This window comes from Plantibacter sp. CFBP 8804 (genome assembly GCF_014841225.1).
GTDB lineage: Bacteria > Actinomycetota > Actinomycetes > Actinomycetales > Microbacteriaceae > Plantibacter > Plantibacter auratus.
Genome location: NZ_JACYTU010000004.1, coordinates 182,293 through 204,182, shown reverse-complemented (window position 1 = coordinate 204,182; position 21,890 = coordinate 182,293). Strand labels below are relative to the sequence as shown.

General features: G+C 69.7%; 17 protein-coding genes. 11 read left to right on the top strand and 6 right to left on the bottom strand.

Going from position 1 to position 21,890, the window contains the following annotated elements; all coding sequences use genetic code 11:
• Positions 1–9 precede the first annotated feature (9 nt).
• Positions 10–4,713: a type I polyketide synthase gene (locus IFU11_RS10905; protein WP_192018961.1), complete on the bottom strand. Its 4,704-nt coding sequence runs from the start codon at positions 4,711–4,713 to the stop codon at positions 10–12.
• 251 nt (positions 4,714–4,964) lie between these two features.
• Between IFU11_RS10905 and IFU11_RS10900 the strand changes: the two genes are divergently transcribed.
• Positions 4,965–5,708, top strand: a complete 744-nt coding sequence (locus tag IFU11_RS10900) for a dienelactone hydrolase family protein (protein WP_085511333.1) — start codon at positions 4,965–4,967, stop codon at positions 5,706–5,708.
• Positions 5,709–5,747: 39 nt separating this feature from the next.
• On the opposite strand, the gene IFU11_RS10895 is transcribed toward IFU11_RS10900, so the two are convergent.
• Positions 5,748–7,139: a glycine--tRNA ligase gene (locus tag IFU11_RS10895; RefSeq protein WP_137242790.1), complete on the bottom strand. Its 1,392-nt coding sequence runs from the start codon at positions 7,137–7,139 to the stop codon at positions 5,748–5,750.
• A gap of 184 nt (positions 7,140–7,323) precedes the next feature.
• On the opposite strand from IFU11_RS10895, the gene IFU11_RS10890 reads away from it, so the two are divergent.
• Positions 7,324–8,628, top strand: coding sequence for an alpha/beta hydrolase (locus IFU11_RS10890; RefSeq protein ID WP_079704489.1), 1,305 nt, complete (start codon positions 7,324–7,326; stop codon positions 8,626–8,628).
• Between the two features lie 92 nt (positions 8,629–8,720).
• Entirely contained in the window at positions 8,721–9,155 is a 435-nt protein-coding gene (locus tag IFU11_RS10885; protein ID WP_137242792.1) for a hypothetical protein, read from the top strand.
• A 36-nt stretch (positions 9,156–9,191) separates the two neighbouring features.
• Here the strand turns inward: IFU11_RS10885 and IFU11_RS10880 are convergent, their stop codons facing one another.
• Positions 9,192–10,205 (bottom strand): LacI family DNA-binding transcriptional regulator, encoded by a 1,014-nt coding sequence (locus IFU11_RS10880; RefSeq protein WP_228501431.1) that lies wholly within the window; start codon positions 10,203–10,205, stop codon positions 9,192–9,194.
• A gap of 183 nt (positions 10,206–10,388) precedes the next feature.
• Here IFU11_RS10880 and IFU11_RS10875 point away from each other — a divergent pair, with 183 nt between their 5' ends.
• The 6 genes from IFU11_RS10875 to IFU11_RS10850 all read left to right on the top strand — a co-directional run bounded on the left by IFU11_RS10875 (position 10,389) and on the right by IFU11_RS10850 (position 16,823).
• Positions 10,389–11,618 carry a Gfo/Idh/MocA family protein gene (locus tag IFU11_RS10875; RefSeq protein WP_192018960.1) on the top strand — a complete coding sequence of 410 codons (1,230 nt, stop codon included), beginning with the start codon at positions 10,389–10,391 and terminating at the stop codon, positions 11,616–11,618.
• A 70-nt stretch (positions 11,619–11,688) separates the two neighbouring features.
• Positions 11,689–12,948, top strand: a complete 1,260-nt coding sequence (locus IFU11_RS10870; RefSeq protein ID WP_082916064.1) for a sugar ABC transporter substrate-binding protein — start codon at positions 11,689–11,691, stop codon at positions 12,946–12,948.
• A 5-nt stretch (positions 12,949–12,953) separates the two neighbouring features.
• A complete protein-coding gene (locus IFU11_RS10865; protein ID WP_191940042.1) occupies positions 12,954–13,952 on the top strand; it encodes a carbohydrate ABC transporter permease in 999 nt (332 codons plus the stop codon).
• A 14-nt stretch (positions 13,953–13,966) separates the two neighbouring features.
• Positions 13,967–14,848, top strand: coding sequence for a carbohydrate ABC transporter permease (locus IFU11_RS10860; protein WP_137242794.1), 882 nt, complete (start codon positions 13,967–13,969; stop codon positions 14,846–14,848).
• Positions 14,849–14,907: 59 nt separating this feature from the next.
• Entirely contained in the window at positions 14,908–15,687 is a 780-nt protein-coding gene (locus tag IFU11_RS10855) for a ThuA domain-containing protein (RefSeq protein WP_191940041.1), read from the top strand.
• Positions 15,684–16,823 carry a Gfo/Idh/MocA family protein gene (locus IFU11_RS10850; protein WP_192018959.1) on the top strand — a complete coding sequence of 380 codons (1,140 nt, stop codon included), beginning with the start codon at positions 15,684–15,686 and terminating at the stop codon, positions 16,821–16,823. Before IFU11_RS10855 ends, IFU11_RS10850 begins: the two co-directional genes overlap by 4 nt.
• A gap of 79 nt (positions 16,824–16,902) precedes the next feature.
• Here the strand turns inward: IFU11_RS10850 and IFU11_RS10845 are convergent, their stop codons facing one another.
• The 3 genes from IFU11_RS10845 to IFU11_RS10835 are packed head-to-tail and all read right to left on the bottom strand — an operon-like array spanning position 16,903 to position 19,219.
• Complete coding sequence (locus tag IFU11_RS10845; protein WP_192018958.1) at positions 16,903–17,676, bottom strand: nucleotidyl transferase AbiEii/AbiGii toxin family protein; 774 nt, start codon at positions 17,674–17,676, stop codon at positions 16,903–16,905.
• The gene (locus IFU11_RS10840; protein ID WP_192018957.1) at positions 17,666–18,427 is read right to left on the bottom strand and encodes a type IV toxin-antitoxin system AbiEi family antitoxin domain-containing protein; all 762 of its coding nucleotides are present in this window, start codon (positions 18,425–18,427) and stop codon (positions 17,666–17,668) included. The genes IFU11_RS10845 and IFU11_RS10840 overlap by 11 nt, the downstream gene beginning before the upstream one ends.
• Before the next feature lie 15 nt (positions 18,428–18,442).
• Positions 18,443–19,219 carry a hypothetical protein gene (locus tag IFU11_RS10835; RefSeq protein WP_192018956.1) on the bottom strand — a complete coding sequence of 259 codons (777 nt, stop codon included), beginning with the start codon at positions 19,217–19,219 and terminating at the stop codon, positions 18,443–18,445.
• 87 nt (positions 19,220–19,306) lie between these two features.
• Here IFU11_RS10835 and IFU11_RS10830 point away from each other — a divergent pair, with 87 nt between their 5' ends.
• Together IFU11_RS10830 and IFU11_RS10825 are read left to right on the top strand one after the other, a co-directional pair.
• A complete protein-coding gene (locus IFU11_RS10830; protein ID WP_192018955.1) occupies positions 19,307–20,851 on the top strand; it encodes a leucyl aminopeptidase in 1,545 nt (514 codons plus the stop codon).
• A gap of 250 nt (positions 20,852–21,101) precedes the next feature.
• The gene (locus IFU11_RS10825; protein WP_192018954.1) at positions 21,102–21,746 is read left to right on the top strand and encodes an SAM-dependent methyltransferase; all 645 of its coding nucleotides are present in this window, start codon (positions 21,102–21,104) and stop codon (positions 21,744–21,746) included.
• Positions 21,747–21,890: the final 144 nt, after the last annotated feature.

Here is a 21,890-nt window from a genome sequence, read left to right as displayed (position 1 = left end):
AGTGGTTCGTCATGCGGATACCTCGATGTCGTGGGTGATGCGGTTGAGTTCGGATGCCGTGATGTCCACGACCCGCTGGATCTGCTCGGCGGTGTGCTCCGCGGTGATGAAGAATCGGAGCCGCGCCTGGTCGTCCGGCACGGCCGGGTACAGGATCGGGTTGACGCTGAAGCCGTGGTCGAAGAGCGCGGTCGCCAGTGCCAGCGCCCGTTCCGAGCTGCCGACGATGCACGGCACGACGGGCGAGTCGGCACTGTCGCCGATGTCGATGCCGGCGGCCCGGGCCGTCTCGCGGAAGCGGTCGGCGTTCTGCCGCAGGCGGCTGAGGCGCTCGGGCTCGTCGCGCATGAGCCGGAGGGCGGCGAGCGACGCGGCTGCGTTCGCCGGGGTGATGCCGACGCTGTACACGAACCCGGGCACGGAGTACTTGAGGTAATCGATCGCCGCGGCGGTGCCCCCGACGTAGCCGCCGCATCCGGCGAGCGACTTCGACATCGTGCCGCACCAGAGGTCGATGTCCGCGCGGTCGACACCGAAGTGTTCGCCGACTCCGCCCCCGTTCGCGCCGACCGTCCCGATGCTGTGCGCTTCGTCGACGAGCACCAGTGCGCCGTGTCGCATCTTCAGCTCGATGAGTTGCGGGAGCGGTACGAGGTCGCCGTCCATGCTGTAGACGCCCTCCACGACGATGAGGACTCGGCGGAACCCGCCGCGGATCGCGCCGAGGAGGTCGTCGAGCGCGCTCAGGTCGTTGTGGGGGAAGGACCGCCGGGTGGCTCCGCAGAGTTTCGCCCCCTGGATGATGCTGTCGTGCGCGAGGCTGTCGTGGACGATGAGATCGCCCGGTTCCACCAGGTGCCCGATGACACTCACGTTCGTCGCGTGGCCGCTCACCAGGGTGAGCGCGGACTCCACCTGGAGGAGGTCGGCGAGCTCCTGCTCGAGCTCGGCATGGATCGGGCGCTCACCGGACAGGAACCGACTGGCGGACACCGAGCTGCCGTATCGGGCCACGGCGTCGGCGATCGTCTCGGCGACCACGGGGTGGCCGGTGACACCGAGGTAGTTGTAGCTCGAGAAGCTCACGAGCTGGGCGTCGCCGATCGTCGTCGTCGCGTCGATGATCCCCTCATGGAGCAGGAAGTAGGGGTTGCGGTCCGTCTGCTGCCGGCGTTCCCGCATGGCGACCGCCTCCGGGAAGCACTCGATGCGGGCGTCGGCCTCGGTCCATCGGGTCGGGCGGTCGACCGGCGCCGGGGAAGCGGCGGCCACCGGTTCCGTCTCGACCCGCGGAAGCCGGTGCTGCGCCTCCTCGGCGAACGGGTGCAGCAAGGAGCCGACACCGTCCAGCACCTGCTCCACCGTGGGCCGCCCGGCGAAGCGCTCGCCGAGCTGGGCGGGGGTCGGCAGCGATGGCCACTCCGTGTGCAGCTGGGTGATCAGCTCACGCATCATCAGCGAATCGAATCCGAGCTGCTCGACGAGGTGCATGTCCGGCCGGATCAGGTCCAGCGGGAACCCGCTGATGCGCGACACCATGCCGAGGATGACCGCGTCGGACTCCGCACGATGCGACCGGGAGGCTGCGAGGCCCATCCGTGCGACCACCTCCGCCTGCGGCGATCCGGGTTCCGCTGACCAACCGAACGGATCCGTCGACGCGGGCGCACGTCCGGCCTGCCCGGAACCCTCGATGAGGCTCAGCTGGCGGTTCATGAGGGCGAGCAGTCCGGGCAGGTGGTCGGCCTGGGCGTCGGCGGCTCGCGGCTGGATCGACGGTCCTGCCGACGGTCGTCCGGCGAGGGGGGAGGACGGCAGATCGCGGGGGTCGTGGTGCATGGAGTGGGGATCCTGTTCGACGGGGGAGGGTGGTCGGTGCGGTTCGGATGTGGGTTCTCGGGGTGTGGTCGTCGGGGCGGTTGCGTCCGGTCGGACGACCCAGTACGGCTCGGTCGGCAGCGGCGCGATCGGCAGCGCCACACCCGCGGTGTCTGGTGGCACGAGCGATGCCAGGTCGAGGTCGGCCCCCAGTACCGTCAGCCGACCGAGGAGTCGGAGGAAGGTCGACGCGTCGTCCTGCGCCGACGCGCTGCTCGGGATGACATGTACGTCGGGCGCATCGCCCAGGGAGCGTCGGATGGACCCGAGCAGTGCCGAACCTCCACCGATCTGGACGTAGACATTGACGTCGGATGCGGACGCCGACTCGATCGCCTCGCGGAACCGCACCGTGGAGAAGACGTTCTCCTCGAGCTGACGGCCCAGCTCCTCGCTCGTCTCCACCGTGCGGCCCGTCACGGTGGAGACGAGCCGGACCTGCGGCGCGCGAGGTCGGAATCGCGACAGGTCCGCCACGAGGGCCGGCCGGATCGGCTCGAGCAGGGGCGAGTGGAACCCGGTGGCGACGCGCAGCGATTGGGTCGACACCCCGTGCTCGACGCACCGTTCCGCGACGGTGCGCAGGGCCTCGCCGGTTCCACTCACCACCGTCTGCCGGGGGTCGTTGGCGGCTGCGATCCACGCGTCGTCGATACCACTGAGGAGCGCTGCGGCCCGCTCGGCGTCGCAGCCGAGGGCCGTCATGCCGTCGCCGGGTCGCGTCGCAGCCGACCGCATGTGGTGTCCGCGGACCGCGGCGAGCCGTACGGCGTCGGGCGCATCGAGCGCGCCCGCCGTCGCCATGGCGGGCAGCTCGCCGACACTGTGCCCGATGACGAGGTCGGGCTCCACGCCGATCTCGCGCAACAGCGCCACGGTGGCGATCGCCGTCACCGCGAGCGCGGGTTGGCAGACCTCGGTGGACGTGAGACGGTCGATTCCGGAGGGGGTGTCGGCATCGGCCGCGACGAGCGCCGCGAGCACATCGACCCCGGTCTCGTCGAGCACCTGCTCGTTCAAGGTCTCGGCCGCTGTGCGGAAGGCGGGGAACCGATCGAGGAGGTCCGACTGCATCCGCGGTGTCTGGCTGCCCTGCCCGGGGAAGACGAAGGCGATCCGCCGGGCGGCCTCGTCGACACGGACCCCGGTGCAGACGTCCGCGGAGATCGCCCCGGTGGCTCCGCTAGCGAGCTGCTCCACGGCGGCCGACAGCCCGGAGATCAGCTCGGCGGCGGTGCGGCACACCACCGCCAGACGGGTGCTCGCGAGCGACCGGGAGCTCAGGGTCCGTGCGAGGCCGGCGATGGACGGTGCGTCGGCGGCCTCGAGGACGGCGAGGACCGCACGGAGGTGCTCGCCGAGCAGCGTGGGGTCGGCGGCCGAGAACACGAGCAGGTGCGGGAGCGTTTCGTCGGCCGGTCCCCCGGCGGCACGCCGACGGACTCGACCTGCTCGCGCCGGCGGTGATTCGAGCACGACGTGAGCGTTGGTGCCGCCGAACCCGAACGAGCTGACGCCGATCAGGCCCAGAGCGTCGTCGCCCGGATCGATGGTGCGGGAGGCGAGCGCCAGGCGGCCGTCTCGGAGGGCCTCGGTGTGCGCCTCCGAACGCAGGCGGGGCTGCCCGGGGACGACCCGATGCCTCGCCATGAGTGCCGCTTTGACGATGCTGGCGATCCCGGCCGCCGCCATCGTGTGCCCCACGAGCGCCTTCACCGCCGTGACCGTGGCGGTCCGGCGCGGCGATGCCCCGAGACGACGCAGCGCCGCCAGCGATTCCAGCTCGGTGCGGTCACCCACCGGGGTGGCCGTGCCGTGCGCCTCGACGACGCCCAGGTCGGCGGGGTCGGCAGCGGCGTCCTCGTAGGCCCGGCGGAGTGCTGCCAGCTGTCCGTCCGTCGTCGGCGTCATCGGTCCTTCGGCCCGGCCGTCGTTGGACACCCCGGAGCCGCGGATGACCGCGTAGACGTCGTCGTGGTCGTCGATGGCGGCCTCAAGCGGTTTGATGACGATCATGCCGACACCCTCGCCCAGGAGGAATCCATCGGCATCGCCGTCGAACGGCCGGCACACCCCGCTCCGTGACAGCGCGCCGATCCGCGAGAAGGCGACCATCGCGTCCGGGACGAGGCTGAGGTTGACACCGCCGACGAGCGCCGCCGAGCACTGCCCGGACCGGATGGCGGCGATCGCCTGGTGGAGCGCGACGAGGCTGCTGGAGCACGCGGCGTCGACCGCGAAGCTCGGGCCGCCGAGGTCGAGCGTGCTGCTCACCAGCGCCGGCCCCATGTTGGGCAGGCATCCCGGCATCGAGAACGCGTGGAACGGGCGCACACCGGCGACGCGCGCGCCCATCGCCGCCGTGAGGTCGGGGCCGGCGCGTTCCGCGTGGACCGAGTCGTCGCCGAGGAGCTGCGTCCGGATGCGGAGCGAGGAGAGTTCGCGGTAGTCGTTCGCCGCCATCCCGACGAAGACGCCGATGGACGACCGGTCGATGCGACGACGTTCGAACCCGGCGTCGATCCAGGCGGCTCGCGCTGCCTCGAGGAGCAGGCGATGTTGCGGGTCCATCGCGTGCGCGCGACTGGGTGGGATGCGGAAGTGCCGCGCGGCGAACTGCTCGACGCTGTCGATGAAGGACCCCTGGTCGGAGTAGGCGTGATGCACCGCTCGGGCGTCGTGCGGCGCGAAGAAGGAGGCGTGATCCCATCTCGAGCGGGGGACGGCGGAGCCGCTGCGCCGGGCTGTCAGGATGTTGCGCCAGTACTGGTGGGCGTCTGCCGCGCCACCGAAGCGGGCGGACAGGCCGACGATGGCGAGTGGTCGAACGGGCACGACGAGAGAACCTCCGAGGGTGTTGATCGCGGATGGAACGAGGGGGCAGGTCGGCATGTCGACGACTCCGAGCGGAGTGGGTCGAGGTCCAGGGGCCGCCTCGTCGTGAGGAGAGCCGGCCCGTGGGCACGCCACAGCTCGACTGTAGTCATCTGAAACATCAGTTCGGATGCTCGTTCGGAATCTGTGGATAACTCGCGAGGCAGCGCAACCCCCAGCCGGTGCGGAGGGTCGGCTGGAACACTGGCGATATGACGACCATCACGCTGACCAAGGGCCTCACCGCCTACCGCGCCGACCCGCCGAAGGGCGTCGAGCTCCGCGGCGGGCTCGTGCTCATCCACGAGATCTGGGGCCTCGTCCCACACATCACTGACGTCGCCGACCGGTTCGCCGCGGAGGGGTACCTCGTCATCGCGCCCGACATCCTGAGTGGCGCCGGCGTCACGCCCGAGATCGGTGCGGAGCTGGAGAGCCTCGTCTTCAACAGCGACGAGGCGACGAGGACCGCGGCACAGCCGAAGCTGCGCGAGAAGCTCTCGGCCTCGAAGTCGCCCGAGTACGCCGAGGAGGCGCTCGGGTACCTGGGGAAGGCCGTCGACGCCCTGTTCGACGAGGAGGGGATCGACGGCCGCGTCGCCGTCGTCGGCTTCTGCTTCGGTGGTGGCTACAGCTTCGCGCTCGCCGCGGCCGACCGCCGCATCCGCGCCGCTGTCCCGTTCTACGGCTACCCGCCGGAGCCCGAGGCCGTGACGAGCATCGCCTGCCCCGTCCTCGCGTTCTACGGCGACCAGGACGAGGGCCTCATGCAGAGCCTGCCCGAGCTGACCACGACGATGGAGGACGCGCGTGTCGAGTTCACCGCGACCGTCTACCCCGACGCCGGTCACGCCTTCTTCAACGACACCAACACGATCACCTACCGTGAGGACGCTGCCGCCGACGCCTGGGTGAAGACGCTCGCGTTCCTCGACACCTCACTCGGCAACGCCTAGCCCGAGCGATCCGCATCCGCTCGCCCNAACGGCGGAGGCCTACGCGCCCTTGAGGCGGGTGGCGAGGTAGGCGTACAGCTCGTCGATGGCGACACGCTCCTGCTGCATGCTGTCGCGGTCGCGGACCGTCACGGCGTTGTCCTCGAGCGAGTCGAAGTCGACGGTCACGCAGTACGGGGTGCCGATCTCGTCCTGACGACGGTAGCGGCGGCCGATCGCACCCGAGTCGTCGAAGTCGATGTTCCACGAGCCGCGCAGCTCGTCGCCGATCTGGCGGGCGAGCGGCGACAGCGCCTCGTTGCGGGACAGCGGCAGCACGGCGACCTTGACGGGCGCGAGACGCGGGTCGAGGTGCAGCACGGTGCGCTTCTCGATCTTGCCCTTGGCGTTCGGCGGCAGCTCCTGCTCCTCGTACGCGTCGACGAGGAAGGCCATGAGCGCACGGGTCAGACCGAACGACGGCTCGATGACGTACGGCATGTACCGCTCGTTCTTGGCCTGATCGAAGTAGCTGAGGTCCTTGCCGGACTGCTCGGCGTGCACCTTGAGGTCGTAGTCGGTGCGGTTCGCGACGCCCATGAGCTCGCCCCACTCGCTGCCGGCGAAGCCGAACTTGTACTCGATGTCGACGGTGCGCTTCGAGTAGTGCGCCAGCTTCTCCTGCGGGTGCTCGAACCAACGGATGTTGTCGGGCGTCATGCCGAGGTCGATGAACCAGGCCCAGCAGAGGTCCATCCAGGTCTGCTGCCACTCGTCGTCCGTGCCGGGCTCGACGAAGAACTCGATCTCCATCTGCTCGAACTCGCGGGTGCGGAAGATGAAGTTACCGGGCGTGATCTCGTTGCGGAACGCCTTGCCGATCTGGCCGATGCCGAACGGCGGCTTCTTGCGGGCCGTCTGCAGCACGTTCGCGAAGTTCGTGAAGATTCCCTGCGCGGTCTCGGGACGCAGGTAGTGGAGACCAGACTCGTCGTCGACGACGCCGAGGAAGGTCTTCAGGAGGCCGGACATCTGGCGGATCTCGGTCCACTGGCCGATCTTCGAGGGGTGCTCGGGGTCGGGGATGTCGGCGAGGCCGTTCTCCGGCGGGTGGCCGTGCTCGGCCTCGTACGCCTCGAACAGGTGGTCGGCACGGTACCGCTTGTGGGTGATGAGCGATTCGGTGAGCGGGTCGCTGAAGACCTTGACGTGACCGGACGCCTCCCAGACCGGGGTGGGCAGGATGACGGCGGAGTCGAGACCGACCATGTCGCCGCGGCCACGGACGAACGCGTTCCACCACTGGCGCTTGATGTTCTCCTTGAGCTCGACACCCAGGGGCCCGTAATCCCACGCAGACCGCGTACCGCCGTAGATGTCTCCCGACGGGAAGACGAAGCCGCGGTGCTGGGCCAGGGTGATGACGGACTCGAGATGGGACTGCTCTGCCATGGGTGTGGATCCTCCGTGCCGCTTGCCACGCGGCGGTACCTTCCGGTGCTGACGCCTGGCTGGCGCCCGCTCCCGGAACCCCTCAATCCTATGGGCGAGCCCGTGAGGACGCCCAACGGCCCTTGTCCCGCTCAGGGCGGCCGCTTAGCCTGACAACCATCGCGGTACGCAGGATGGAGCATCGATGGACTGGCTGTGGAACCTCGACGTCATCGACGGTCCACTCGTCTGGGTGCTCGACGGGCTCAGCATCGCCGGCCTGCTGTACCTCGTCATCCGTCGGTCCGGGTTGCTGTGGTACCTGAGCGCCGCCATCGCCCTCCTGGCCGGCGCGCTCCTCGCCCTGGGGACGGTGTGGCTGGTCTTCGACGTGCTCAACCTCTTCGGCGGGCCGTTGATCCGCTCCGCGGAGCCCTGGTTGATCGGCGTCTTCGCCGGCATCGCGCTCGCCGTCCTCACGATCTGCTGGCGCGTCTCGTGGCAGCGGCGCGTCATCGCCGTCGCGTGCATCCTCGTCTTCGGCGCGACCGCGGCGCTGGGCGTCAACGGCGCGTACGGCGTCCAGACCACCCTCGGGTCGATGTTCCACGTCCAGAACCGCAAGCCGATCACCCTCGTGACGCCGACGAGCACGCCCACCGGCGATCCGGCCCGTCCGCTGTACGAGACGTGGAAGCCGCCGGCCGATCTGCCGAAGACAGGCAGGTTCGGCCCGCTTCCCACGGGCGACCGGATCCCGAACACGAACTCCGGGTTCAACGCCCGCCCGGCGCAGGTCTACTACCCACCCGCCGCGCTCGTGAAGGATCCCCCGGCGCTCCCGTTCGTCCTCATGATGATGGGACAACCGGGTGACCCCGACGCGAAGTGGATCGGCGAGGCGCTCGACGCGATCGCCGCCGACCACCAGGGGCTCGCCCCCATCGCGCTCGTCGTGGACCAGCTCGGCGACCCTTCCGTGGATCCGCTGTGCATCGACGGGCGGTACGGGAAGGTGGAGACGTACGTCACGCAGGACGTCCTCCCCTGGGCGAAGGCGAACCTGCACATCCTCCAGTCGCCGAAGGATTGGACGGTGGCCGGGTACTCGGCCGGCGGCAGCTGTGCGATCTACTACGGAGCCAAGTACCCGCAGACCTTCGGCAACGTCGTCAGTGTCTCGGGTGAGGAGTATCCCGGAGCCGGCCTCCCGGCGGACAACCTGCGCGTGATGTTCAACGGCGACCAGAACGCGTACGACGCGATCAAACCGGCGACCATCATGGCGAAGACGACGTACGCCGACACGGAGGCGTTCTTCTCCGCGGGGACGGCGGACGCGGTCTACACCGACATGATGCGGCGCGCCGCAGCCACCGCGACGGCCGCCGGCTGGAAGGTCCAGACCTTCGCGATACCGGGCGGCGACCACGGCGCCAGCTCGCTCACGGGCGGGCTGGACCAGACGCTCCGCGCGCTCTACCCGCGGATCGGCCTCCAACGACCGTGACGGGGACTGGGACGGGGACCCGGCTTCCACTCCATCGTGGGCTGTGGAGAACTTCGGCGGCGGTCTGGACCGATTGGTTATGGTCGATGCCCATGACCACCCAGCTCCCGCCGATGCCACAGCCCCTCCTCGTCCAGATCGGCAACATCAGGGTCACTGAGGACGTGATCATGACCCCCGCCGGCACGTGGCCACTCGCGGACGTCAACGTGACGTCGAGCGATCAGACCTCGACGACCACCCACACCCCGGCGTGGGCCATCGTGCTGGTCATCGTGTTGATCTGGTTCTTCTTCCTCAGCCTGCTGTTCCTGTTCGCGAAGGAGAGGCGCGTCTCGGGGTTCGTCTCCGTGAACGTCCAGGCCGGCCCGTACACCTACACCGAGCAGGTCCCGATCTCGACCGACTTCGCCCGGCACGACACCATGAACCGCGTCGCTTACACCCAATCGCTGATCGGGCAGGCACGGCACCGGGCGATCGCGAACCGAGCGGCGGAGTCCTCCCGGCGCCCTGAGGTGCGGTGACCGGTCGCTCGAGGGCCGCTCACGCGACGAGATGACTCAATCGGGCGGCGGCGCGAGGGACGCGCCCTCGAGGAAGGCGCCCATGACGAGTTCGTGACGCAGTTCACCGAGGGTGCCGTCGAGACGGCCGATGAGGGTCTCGACGCCCATCCTGCCGAGTTGGGCGGCGGGCAGCAACGTGACAGCGAGTGCCGGGTCGGCCGCTTCCGACACCTCTCGTGTGGAGGCGACGAGGACGACGGACAGGTCGTCGGGGACCGAGACGCCGCGCCTGCCGAGCTCGCTCACGAAACCGAGGGCCGCCCGATCGTTGAGCACGAGGACGGCGGTGACCTCGGGCGCCTCCTCCTGGAGGGCCGCCGCGATCTCGCGACCACCGGCCGGATCGGGAGTGCACTGGAGCGTCCGAGCGCGGAGTCCACGGGCCGCGCACACGGCGTGGAAGGTCTCCTGCACGCGGACCACCGGGCCGTAACCGTCGAGATCGGCCCGCTCGACCTCCTCGAGCAGGGCGAACTCCCGATGACCGAGGGCCTGCAACCGGTCGATGGACAACTCGACCATCCCCTCGAAGTCGACGTCGACGTAGTCGAGACCGGAGGGGTCGCGCGTCCGACCGATGAGCGTCAGTGGCGTCCCGGCCGCGAGCAGACGGTCGACCCGATGGTCGTCGAGCCGCACCTCCATGAGGATGACGCCGTCGATGAGGCCATCGGAGGTGAACTCGCGAAGCGCCTCGGGGTCGCTCGGCTCCGGCCAGAGGACGACGGTGTACCCGAGCTCGGCCGCAGCCTCCGCAGCACCGGTGAAGAAGCGGGCCGCGTTGTCGGACAGTCGATGCTGGAGCACCGGGAACAGCAGTGCGATGATCCGGGTCCGACGGCTCGCGAGCGCGCGGGCGACCGCGTTCCGGCGGAAGTCCAGTTCGACCATCGCCGACTCCACCCGCAGTCGGGTGGCCGGGGACACCGGCTTCGAATCGTTGACGACGAACGACACCGTGGCGACCGAGACCCCTGCGAGTCGCGCGACGTCACGCATCGTTGCCATGGATCCCCGTTCAGGTGCGGTGCTGTCCGGTCAGTCTCTCACGGATCACGATTCGGTAAACCGGTTAAATTGCTTCTTGACGACTCCGGCGACGCGGTGCATGCTGGTTCCCGAAGCGAGCAGTAAACCGGTTAACTTTTCGGCCTGCGCGATCCGACCTCGACCGGCGAAGGAGCCGTGCTGATGCCTGTACCGACCACGGACGACAACCGGTCCGAGCAGCCACTGCGCGTCGCGATCGTCGGGTACAGCTTCATGGGCACCATCCACGCGCAGGCCTGGACCACCGCTCCCCGCTTCTTCGACCTCGGCCGCCGGGTCGACCTCGTCGCAGTCAGCGGTCGCGATGCCGACGCCGCCCGCGCGTTCGCCGACCGGTTCGGGATCGCCGACGTCGAGACCGACTGGCGAGCGCTCCTCACCCGTGGCGACATCGACGTGATCGACATCTGCACCCCGGGCCACCTCCACGCCGAGGTCGCGATCGCCGCGCTCGACGCCGGTATCCACGTCCTGTGCGAGAAGCCGCTCGCGAACACGCTCGAGGAGGCCGAGCGGATGAACGCCGCGGCCGAGCGGGCGGCGGCGCGCGGCGTGCACGCGATGGTCGGCTTCAGCTACCGACGCACCCCCGCGCTCGCCTATGCACGACGGCTCGTCACCGACGGCCGCCTCGGGACGATCCGACACATCCGGGCCCAGTACCTGCAGGACTGGATCGCGGATCCCACCTTCCCGCTCGTCTGGCGACTCGACGCCGACCAGGCCGGCTCCGGTGCGCTCGGTGACCTCGGCGCCCACATCATCGACCTCGCACGGTTCGTCACCGGGCAGGAGCTGACGGGCGTGAGTGCCCTGACCTCGACCTTCGTCACCGAGCGGCCGCTCCCCACCTCGTCGAGCGGCCTCAGTGCCACCGCGGGCGACGATCCTGAGGATGGCGACGCGGCGGAATCCCTCACCGGCCGGGTGACCGTCGACGACGCGGTCGTGTTCATCGCCCGCACCGACGGCGGCGCCCTGGCGACCTTCGAGGCCACCCGCTTCGCCACCGGCCGCAAGAACGCGATGCGGCTCGAGGTCGACGGATCCGACGGATCGCTCGTCTTCGACTTCGAGCGCATGAACGAGCTGCAGTTCCACGACCACACCCTCCCCGCCGAGGAGGCGGGCTTCCGGCGCATCCTCGTCACCGAACCCGGTCACCCGTATGCGGACGCCTGGTGGCCGGCCGGGCACGGCCTCGGCTACGAGCACACCTTCGTCCACGAGGTCGCCGACCTCGCCCGTGACCTCGCCGCCGGCCGGGCGCCCGAACCGGGCTTCGCCGACGGCCTGATGGTGCAGCGCGTGCTCACCGCGGTCTCGGCGAGCGCCGACGCAGGCGCCGCTTGGATCCCCCTCGACCACTGACCGAACCACCCACCGCACCACGATCACCACCGCATCACGAACACCACTCACCAGGCAAAGGAGCCATGACATGAGATCCACGACCACCCGCGACACCCGGCCTCGCATCATCCGTCGGCCGCACGTGCTCGGATCGCTCGCGATCCTCGCGATCACCCCGTTCGCCCTCACCGCGTGCAGCGGTGGCGGTGGCGCGGCGGCCGGAGGCGACGCCGGCACCCTCACGATCCTCGACTACTACAACAACGAACCCGACAAGACCCTCGTGGGCGACGCCCTGGACCGGTGCGCGGACGACGTCGGCGTGAAGATCAAGCGCGAGACCGTCCCCGGCAAGGACCTCATCCAGAAGGTGCTCCAGCAGTCGTCGTCCAAGACGCTGCCCGACGTCCTCATGCTCGACAACCCGGACGTCCAGGAGATCGCCGCGACGGGTGGCCTCTCGCCACTCAGCGACTACGGCGTCGACACCTCGGGCTTCGCGAAGGGCATCCTCGACGCGGCGAGCTACGAGGGCGAGGTCTACGGCCTGGCGCCGACGGTCAACACCCTCGGCCTCTTCTACAACGAGGACCTCCTCGCGGCGAAGGGCATCACCCCGCCGACCACGTGGGACGAACTCAAGACGGCCGCCGCTGCACTGACCGAGGGCGACACCTACGGGCTGGCCTTCAGCTCCATCGCCACCTACGAGGGCAGCTGGCAGTTCCTGCCGTTCATGTGGACCAACGGCGGCGACGAGGCCGACCTCACGACGCCCGCCGTCGCCGAGGCGCTCCAGCTGCAGGTCGACCTCGTGAACTCGGGGTCGGCGTCGAAGAGCGTCATCAATTGGTCGCAGGCCGACGTGAACGACCAGTTCATGGCCGGCAAGGCCGCGATGATGATCAACGGCCCGTGGCAGATCCCGGCCCTCAGCGCCGACACGAACCTCAAGTACGGCAGCGTCCAGGTTCCGGTCAACAAGGCCGGCCAGACGCCCGTCGCCCCGCTCGGCGGCGAGGTCTGGACCGTCCCCGTGACCGGCGACAAGGACAAGCAGGCGAAGGCGGCGAAGTTCGTCGAGTGCATCTCGAGCGACGAGAACCAGCTCGCCCTCGCCGAGGCCCGCTTCACCGTCCCGACGAAGACGGCCCTGGCCGAGCAGTACGTCGCGAAGGTCCCCGAGATGGCCGCGTTCACGGAGCAGGTCGCCAACGCCCGCTCGCGCACCGGCGAGCTCGGCGAGGAGTGGCCCGAGGCCGCGACCGAGATCTACACCGCCATCCAGCTCGCCCTGACCGGGCAGGCGACGCCTGAAGAGGCGTTCAAGCAGGCGGCCGCGGGCTGATCCCGATGAGCAGCGGCATCGCCGGAGCATCGCTCCAGGACCGGAAGACCGACCAGCGGTCCAGCGGCACCGGCGGGGGCGCGCCGACCAAGCGCACCCCCGCCGGGGCCGGCCGCCGGTCCCGACGCTTCCGCCGGGAAGACCTGATCAAGCTCGGCTTCGTCCTCCCCGCAGCGCTCTACATCGTCCTCTTCTTCGGCTACCCGGTCGTCAAGAACGTCACGATGAGCTTCCAGGAGTACACGACGAAGACGTTCTTCACGGGCGAGGCTCCGTGGGTCGGGTTCGCGAACTACGTGACCGTGTTCAGTTCCCAGCTGTTCACGCCGGCACTGCTCAACACGGCGCTGTTCACGGTGGGGTCGATCGCCGGGCAGTTCGTGATCGGGCTCGCGCTCGCCGTCTTCTTCAAGCGACGCTTCCCCCTGAGCTCGTTCCTCCGCGCGATGCTGCTGCTCCCCTGGCTCCTCCCCCTGATCGTGTCGAGCGCCACCTGGCGGTCGATCCTCGACCAGGACAGCGGCGTCCTGAACGCCGCCCTCGGATCCATCGGCCTGTCGGGCGTCCCCTGGCTGACGAGCCCGTCGGTGGCCCTGTTCGCGGTCGTCCTCGTCAACATCTGGATCGGCATCCCGTTCAACGTCACGATCCTCTATGGCGGCCTCCAGGACATCCCCGACGAGCTCTACGAGGCGGGAGCGCTCGACGGCGCGACCGGCTGGAAGGCGTTCCGCCACATCACCTGGCCGAACCTCAGGCCCGTGGTCAGCGTCGTGCTCGTGCTCGGCGTCGTCTACACGATCAAGGTGCTCGACATCATCCTCGGCCTCACGAACGGCGGGCCGGCGAACGCCACCCAGACCCTCGCGGTGCGGTCGTATCAGGAGTCGTTCGTCAACTTCGAGTTCGGTGTCGGTGCGGCCTTCAGCAACATCCTCATCGTCATCTCGCTCCTCTTCGCCATCGTCTACCTGCGCGTGAACCGACGCGCGGTCGACGAGTAAGGACACGGACCCTCATGACCACGACCAGCATCGTGACCGGCGGCCGGCAGACGCGCCGCTTCGCACCGGTCGGCCCGCGTCGACACCGCGGCGACCGACGCCACCTCGGCTCCACCGTCCTCGGCATCCTCATCCTCGCGATCATGCTCTTCCCCGTCTACTGGATGGTGAACGCGTCCCTGCAACCCTCCGGAAACACGCTCACGGGGGACTTCTTCCCGGTGAACCCGAGCTTCGCCGGGTACGAGAAGGCGATCGCCGACCAGGGCGGGCACCTCGTCACGAGCCTCGTCATCTCGCTCGGCACCGTCGTCCTGACCCTCGCGATCGCGGCCCCAGCGGCCTACGCCCTCGCGCAGTTCAGGTTCCGGTGGATCAGCATCGCCCTCCTCGTGATCCTGATCGCCCAGATGATCCCGGGCATCGTGATCGCGAACGCCCTCTATTCGGCCTACAACGACCTCGGCCTGCTCAACTCGATCCCCGGGCTGATCCTCGCCGACGCCTCGCACGCCATCCCGTTCGCGATCCTCATCCTGCGGGCGTCGATGCAGACCATCCCGCCGTCGATCGTGGAGGCGGCACGGGTCGACGGCGCGGGGCACGTGCGGGCCTTCGTCTCGATCGTCCTCCCGGTGAGCCGCAACGTGCTCATCACCGCCGGCCTGTTCGCCTTCCTCTTCTCCTGGAGCGACTTCCTGTTCGCCCTGACGCTGACGACGACGGAGGACGTCCGGCCAGTGACGCTCGGCATCTACCAGTACCTCGGCTCGCAGGTCTCGAACTGGAGCGCGGTGATGGCGACCGCCGTCCTGTCGTCCCTGCCCGCGATCCTGCTGCTCGTCATCGCCCAGCGGTTCATCGCCGCGGGCGCCACGGGCGGTGCCGTGAAATGACCGACGACCACTCCGACACCCTCTCCGACCACGCAACGCATCCTCGAAGGAGCACCACCATGTCCGACAGCAGCACCCCCATCCGCGTCCTCGTCTGGGGCGAGAACCGCCACGAGCAGATCGAGGAGAAGGTCCGCGCCATCTACCCGGACGGCATGCACACGACCATCAAGGAGGGCATCGAGGAGCACCTCGGCGTCGACGCCGTGGTCACCACGACCACGCTCGACGAACCGGAGCACGGGCTCACCGAGGAGGTGCTCGCCGCGACCGACGTGCTCGTCTGGTGGGGCCACGCGGCTCACGGCGAGGTCGCCGACGAGGTCGTCGAGCGCGTGCACCAGCACGTACTCGCCGGTATGGGCCTGCTCGTGCTGCACTCCGGCCACTGGTCGAAGATCTTCGGCAAGCTCATGGGCACCTCGTGCACGCTCCGGTGGCGGTCGGAGGAGGACCGCGAGATCGTCTGGACCGTCGACCCCACCCACCCGATCGCCCAGGGGATCCCGCACCCGTTCATCATCCCGGCGCAGGAGATGTACGGTGAGTTCTTCGACGTCCCCGCGCCCGACGAGCTCGTCTTCCTGTCGACCTTCACCGGTGGCGAGGTCTTCCGTTCCGGCATGACCTACAAGCGCGGCTTCGGCAAGATCTTCTTCTTCTCCCCCGGCGACCAGGATTACCCGGTCTACCACCACGAGCACGTCCGTCGCGTCCTCGCGAACGGCGTCCGGTGGGCGCAGACGCTGCGTCCGGAACGCGCGGTGCCGGTCCTGCTGCGGTACGAGACCGAGGACTTCTACAACGGCCGCGGATACGAAGGGGCGCTCGCGCGATGAGTGCTCCTGTCGACGGTGGCTTCGCGACGCTCGCGGACGCCACCAGGCCGGTCCGGCTCGTGCTCGTCGGTGCGGGCGGGATGGGACGGGCGTGGTTGCGGACGATCCTCGCGAACCCGGACACGGAACTCGTCGGCGTCGTCGACCTCGACACGGCCCTCGCGGAGTCGGCGGTGACCGAGGCGGGGCTCGGCGTGGGCCCCGAGGGTGTCGTCGTCGGCACCAGCGTGTCGGTCGTCGCCGAGGCGACGGGGGCGGACGCTGTCGTCAACGTCACCGTGCCCGCCGCGCACCACCCGGTGAACACCGAGGCGCTCTTCGCCGGGTTGCCGGTGCTTTGCGAGAAGCCGATCGCGCCGACCGTGGCGCAGGCGCTCTCATTGGCGGCGACGGCCGAGGCCAGCGGGCAACTGCTCATGACGAGCCAGTCGCGTCGCTACTACGCGTCGATCGCCGCCTTCCGGGAGCAGGTCGCGTCACTCGGTCGGCTCGGGTCCGCGACCACGGAGTTCTTCAAGGCGCCGCACTTCGGCGGCTTCCGCGAGGAGATGCCGCACGTGCTGCTCGTCGACATGGCGATCCATGCCTTCGACGCCGCCCGCTACGTCCTCGGCAGCGACCCGATCGCCGTGTACTGCGAGGAGTACAACCCCGGGTGGAGCTGGTTCTCCGCCGACGCCGCCGCGACCGCGATCTTCGAGTTCGCCGGAGGAGTCCGCTACACCTACAGCGGCAGCTGGTGTGCGGACGGCGTGGAGACCTCGTGGAACGGCAGCTGGCGGGTGAACGGCGAGCGCGGCACGGCCGTCTGGGACGGCGACTCCGCTCCGCAGCGGCAGCTCGCGCCGCAGGGCGGATCACCGTCGGCGGTCGAGACCGCCGAGCTCGAGCCGGACGTGCCGGAGGAGATCGCCGGGTCGCTCGTCGAGTTCGTGGATGCCCTGCGCACGGGGCGTGTCCCGTCGGGCGAGGTGCACGCCAACGTGCTGAGCCTCGCGATGGTGGAGGCCGCCGTGCGGTCCGCCGAGTCCGGCGAGCGCGTGGTCATCGCGGACGTGCTCGCCCAGGCGCACACGCAGGCGATCGGGGCCGAGCCGCGCGACGACGTCCGGGCCGCGCTCGTCGCCTCCCGTTGAGGTGAGGCGGATCGTCGCCCGCGCATCCCGCTAGCGACGATCCGCCTCACCTCACATGCCGGTCGAGGCTGCCGTACGGTCAGCTCAGACGCGACCAAGCGTCTCGGACGGTCGTGAGGGCAGTTTCCGGGTCCACGTCGATACGGCCCTGGTGAGCCAGCGCGCGCTGCCACTCGACGCCGTCCGGTGCCGTGTCAAAGGTCCGTGCGTTGGGTCGCCCACCCGGCCCGATGGTTGCGAACAGGTGTGCCGCCTCGACGTCGAACGCGCCGTGCGCTTGGAGCGCCCACAGGTCGTACAGATCACGCGGCGCCCTGCGATCGGCCCAGGCGGAGACCTTCGCCGCCACGAACGCCGAACGGGTCGGCACCGTGAGCCACGCGGGCGGCGCGTCACTGTACCGCTGCACCAGTTCGAGGCGTTCCGTCGGCCACTTCGGGTAGCCGACCTGGTCGAGGAGCTGCACCTGGATGCTGCTGGCATCGACGCTGAGGACGACCGGTTCGGAACCGCGAGTCGCGTCGAATCCTGGAAGGAACTGCACCTCACCGAAGGTCCGCTGCAGTGAGCCTCGGACCGCTTGTTCGATTCGGCGGCCGACCTGCGCCCGCGACCCGACGGCGATGAGGTCGATGTCTTCACTCAGCCGGAGGAACGGGAGATGGGTCCGCGCGAGAGCCGTGCCCCCGAAGAAGATCACTTCGTCGGCGACGGTCTCCGAAAGCGCTGCCAGCACATGGGAGATCAGATGGTCTCGGACCACCTGCGCGGTCTCGACGCCGAACTGGTCCTCGATTCGCCTGCGCTCGGCTGCACTGAGGACGCCGGGGGTCGGAGTCCGTTCAGCTGCCATCCTCGGCCTCCTCCCGCCTCGAGATGAGCGCTCGCACGGCATCGTTCATCCGCCCGTGGCGTGACGCGATCCGTTGGAGTTCACCCGCATCGACTCGAGGGGCGAGGTTGGTCACCGCCTCTGCAGCTTCTGCGGGCATGCCTCCAAGCCCAGGCCGCATGAGGAGGTCGAACGCGGTCTGCTCCACCGTCGTGACGAGCCCGCTCCCGAGATCCAACCGTTCGAGGCGAGCCTCCAATCGGTCCACGTCGCGCGCGACGAACACGACCTCGCCACCAGCGGACAACCGGATGGGATTTCGCTTCGACGGCATCGCGATCGTGGTCACCGCGACCGCGCGAGGGATGGCTCGATGAAAGCGAGCAGCGCCGAGGCCCATGAGGACCGGCACTCGATCGCCCTGCATGGCCGTGGCGATCGCCAGACCGGCACTCTCGAGCGTGGGCCTCCAGTCCGTGCCGATGCGGTCATCGGGCACCGCGATGTAGAACCCATACGCAAGCCGAACCACCTTGCCGGACTGCTCGAGCCGCGACAGCTCCTTCGAGGGATTGCGATAGACGTCAGCGAGATCCGCCGGACGCGCCACCCTCAGAGGACGTCGCGCGAGAGCTGCTGCGCCAGCCACTTCATCTCGATGCGTCTTCACTGCACTGAGTATACCCAAAATGGGTATAGATGGTGCACCGAAAGGAATCGTCGCGCATGGCACAAACGGTGTGCTTCCCACACACGCGGTGGCGAGGTGCACGCGATCCGCCTCACCTCACCAGGTGCCGTCGAGGAGGTCGCGGGTCACGACCAGGTTGAGCACCCGCCAGAGGCCGGAGTGGCCCGGGGTCTGGCCCGGCCGATTCGGCCACCCCTCGAGGCGTGCGACACGGACGAAGCCGACCTCGTGCCACTGCGGATCCGTCTTGCGGAAGCGGTGCGGCTGCCAGACCACCGGGCGCTCCGGCAGATTGCCCGAGGCCGGCTCGCGCTTCGCTCGCAGCGTCGCCAGGGTCTCCGGCCCGGGGATCTGCTCGCCCACCCAGTCGAGCACGTCGAGCTCGGGTGAGTCGCCGTATCGGGACCGATGGATGCCGGCGACGCGGAACAGGGCCGTCCGTCCGTTCGGCGCCGTGAACGCGAGGACATCGCCCGGCGTCAGGTCGTCCTCCACGTGGCGCCACGATCGGCGGAGGCGCTTCGCTGCGGGCTGCGGGCCGAGGAGCTTCTCGCGGAGGCGGTCGAGGGCCGCGGCCCGCCTGGCGACCTCCCCCGGGCCTGATTCAGCCCACAGCTCGAGGTCGGCACCGCGATCGATCGCCGCGAGCGCCCGCGTCCACACGTCGGGATCGAGTCGGCCGACCTCGCTCTGCGCGGCCGCGAGCGGGATCCACAGCTCGCCGTCCTCGCGCTCCACCAGGTGGGCGAAGGACGCGATGATCCGTCGCGTCGCCTCGTCGTCCGGCACCCGGTCCTGCACGTACTCGCGGTACTCGGTGCGGATGTCCGACGCCGTGTCGTTCGAGAAGATCGCCGTTCCCCATGCACCCATCCCGGCATCCTGCCAGACCCCTCGCGTCAGCGGCCAGGTGAGGCCCATACGATGGATCCAGCCCGACTCCGAGACGAAGGACGCTGCATGCCATCCCGCCCCACCAAGCTGATCCCGCCGACCTTCTCCCGCACCCCCTCACTCGACGCCGAGGCGGTCGAGCTGAGCATCGCGATCGAACTCCCCGAGGGCGTCGAAGCGATCGGCCTGGCCGTCGCCCCCGCAGCCGACGGCGCCGCCGACGACATCCCCGCCGCGCTCGGACTCGACCGCGCGGCACTGACCCGCGCCGGCTTCACCGGTGAGGTCGGCCAGACGCTCGTCATCCCCAGCCAGGACGCCCCGACGTACATCGCGGTCGGCGTCGGTGCACCCGAGAAGCGCACCCCCGCAGCCCTCCGCGACGTGGCCGCCGCCTTCGCCCGTGCGGCATCCTCGTTCGCGAGCATCGGCCTCGACGTGGCGCGCTCGTTCGACCTCGACCCGGCCTCCGCCGGCCAGCTCGTCGTCGAGGGCGCGCTCCTCGCCCGGTACCGCTACACCGAGTTGAAGCGGGAGACGAAGCGCACCCCGCTCGTCGCGCTCCACCTCGTCGCCGGTGCCGAAGACCTGCCCGAGACCGCGACCGGCGCACACCGTGGCGAGGTCCTCGCCCGCGCGGCGAACCTCGCCCGCGACCTCGCGAACACGCCTCCCGGACACCTCACGGCGACCGACCTCGCCGAGGTGGCCGAGACGCTCGGTGCCGCCAACGGGCTCGACGTCGAGGTCTTCGACAAGGACGCGCTCATCGAGCTCGGTCTCGGCGGCCTGCTCGGGGTCAACGCCGGCAGCGTCGAGGCACCGCGCATGATCAAGCTCCGGTACACGCCGAAGGACGACGACGGCTCGCCGATCGAGGCCGCAGGACACCTCGCGCTCGTCGGCAAGGGAATCATGTACGACTCGGGCGGCATCTCGCTCAAGCCGTCCGACCCGTCCCACGCGGCGATGAAGATGGACATGGCGGGCGCCGGAGCGATCCTGTCCGCCATGACAGCGCTGGAGGAGTTGCACTGCACGAGCAGCGTCACGGCGTTCCTCATGTGCACGGACAACATGCCCTCGGGCTCGGCCACGATGCTCGGCGACGTGCTGACGTTCCGCAACGGCACCACCGTGGAGATCAAGAACACCGACGCCGAGGGTCGCCTCGTCCTCGCCGACGGCCTGAGCCTCGCCGTCGAGGAGGAGCCCGACGCGATCGTCGACATCGCGACCCTGACCGGTGCCGCGATCATGGCGCTCGGTACGAAGACGGCGGCGGTGCACGGGACCGACCAGGGCATCGTCGACCAGACGCTCGCGTCGTCGAAGGCCACCGACGAGCAGCTGTGGCAGTTGCCGCTCGAACGCAGCTACCGCAAGCAGCTCGACTCGGACGTCGCGGACCTCGCCAACATCGGCGGCCGGTTCGCCGGTTCGACGCTCGCCGCCCTGTTCCTCGCGGAGTTCGTCGGCGACATCCCGTGGGCGCACCTCGACATCGCGGGCACCATGCTCGTGGAGTCGGACGAGTCGTGGCGGTCGAAGGGTGCGACCGGGTACGGCACGCGCCTCCTCATCGACCTGGCGCTCAACTTCCGCGCCTGACCTGCGGTCGGCCGGCCCCTGAGCCTGTCGAAGGGTGAGGACCGAACCACCGGACCCGCCAGCACTTCGACAGGCTCAGTGACCGAATCTCCCCACCCGTAACCCCGCCCCGGGCTTGTGGCAGGGGCCGGGCCCTGAGCCTGTCGAAGGGCGGTCCGTGAGCGTATCGACGGCCGCGCGGTGACGGCCTCCCATTGCCGTTTCGGCAAGAACCGTCCGCTCGTCGTCGAGATCGCGGCAGGCTGATGTCATGACCTCCGAGCACGAGTCCGCCATCACCGATCCCGCCGCCTTCTGGGAGCACCGCTACAGCAGCCGCGGCCAGGTGTGGAGCGGCAATCCGAACGCCGCCCTCGAGCGTGAGGTGCGCGGGTTGCCACCGGGCACCGCGCTCGAGCTCGGCAGCGGGGAGGGCGCCGACGCCGTGTGGCTCGCCCGGCAGGGCTGGTCCGTGACCGCCGTCGACATCTCCCCGAGCGCACTCGCCCTCGGAGCCTCCACCGCGAGCGAGGCAGGGGTCGCCGATCGCATCACCTGGGTGCAGGCCGACCTCGTCGAGTGGGAGCCGTCGGCGTCGTTCGATCTCGTGACCGCGACCTTCCTGCACTCCCCCGTCGAGTTCCCGCGCGAGGCGGTGCTGCGCCGTGCCGCATCGGCGGTCGCCCCCGGTGGCGCCCTCCTCGTCGTCGGCCACGCCGGTCCGCCGCCCTGGGCGACCCAGCACATCGCGCACGCACACTTCCCGACGCCCGACGAGGTCCAGGCCTCGCTGAAGCTGGAGGAGACCGAGTGGGAGGTCGTCACCGCAGGCCTCGTCGCGCGCGCCGCGATCGGGCCCGACGGCGAGCCCGCCGAGCTCGACGACAGCGTCCTCGTCCTCCGTCGCCGTCCCTAACTCAGGAGTGTCCCGGCGCGTCGCGCCGCCCGGCCGGCGTGTCGCACCCGACACGCCGCAACAGTCCTGAGTTAGGGACACAACAACACCCGGTCGACACGCGGAGTCACCCGTCCCCGCGTAGCCCTGGCCGGTTCACAACTC

What these genes read in the sequence shown, in the direction of transcription:
- IFU11_RS10870 (WP_082916064.1), top strand. Translation starts at nt 11,689, where the DNA reads ATGAGATCCACGACCACCCGCGACACCCGGCCTCGCATCATCCGTCGG.
- IFU11_RS10885 (WP_137242792.1), top strand. Translation starts at nt 8,721, where the DNA reads ATGACCACCCAGCTCCCGCCGATGCCACAGCCCCTCCTCGTCCAGATC.
- IFU11_RS10825 (WP_192018954.1), top strand. Translation starts at nt 21,102, where the DNA reads ATGACCTCCGAGCACGAGTCCGCCATCACCGATCCCGCCGCCTTCTGG.
- IFU11_RS10880 (WP_228501431.1), bottom strand. Translation starts at nt 10,205, where the DNA reads ATGGCAACGATGCGTGACGTCGCGCGACTCGCAGGGGTCTCGGTCGCC.
- IFU11_RS10855 (WP_191940041.1), top strand. Translation starts at nt 14,908, where the DNA reads ATGTCCGACAGCAGCACCCCCATCCGCGTCCTCGTCTGGGGCGAGAAC.
- IFU11_RS10830 (WP_192018955.1), top strand. Translation starts at nt 19,307, where the DNA reads ATGCCATCCCGCCCCACCAAGCTGATCCCGCCGACCTTCTCCCGCACC.
- IFU11_RS10895 (WP_137242790.1), bottom strand. Translation starts at nt 7,139, where the DNA reads ATGGCAGAGCAGTCCCATCTCGAGTCCGTCATCACCCTGGCCCAGCAC.
- IFU11_RS10835 (WP_192018956.1), bottom strand. Translation starts at nt 19,219, where the DNA reads ATGGGTGCATGGGGAACGGCGATCTTCTCGAACGACACGGCGTCGGAC.
- IFU11_RS10875 (WP_192018960.1), top strand. Translation starts at nt 10,389, where the DNA reads ATGCCTGTACCGACCACGGACGACAACCGGTCCGAGCAGCCACTGCGC.
- IFU11_RS10900 (WP_085511333.1), top strand. Translation starts at nt 4,965, where the DNA reads ATGACGACCATCACGCTGACCAAGGGCCTCACCGCCTACCGCGCCGAC.
- IFU11_RS10865 (WP_191940042.1), top strand. Translation starts at nt 12,954, where the DNA reads ATGAGCAGCGGCATCGCCGGAGCATCGCTCCAGGACCGGAAGACCGAC.
- IFU11_RS10890 (WP_079704489.1), top strand. Translation starts at nt 7,324, where the DNA reads ATGGACTGGCTGTGGAACCTCGACGTCATCGACGGTCCACTCGTCTGG.
- IFU11_RS10850 (WP_192018959.1), top strand. Translation starts at nt 15,684, where the DNA reads ATGAGTGCTCCTGTCGACGGTGGCTTCGCGACGCTCGCGGACGCCACC.
- IFU11_RS10845 (WP_192018958.1), bottom strand. Translation starts at nt 17,676, where the DNA reads ATGGCAGCTGAACGGACTCCGACCCCCGGCGTCCTCAGTGCAGCCGAG.
- IFU11_RS10860 (WP_137242794.1), top strand. Translation starts at nt 13,967, where the DNA reads ATGACCACGACCAGCATCGTGACCGGCGGCCGGCAGACGCGCCGCTTC.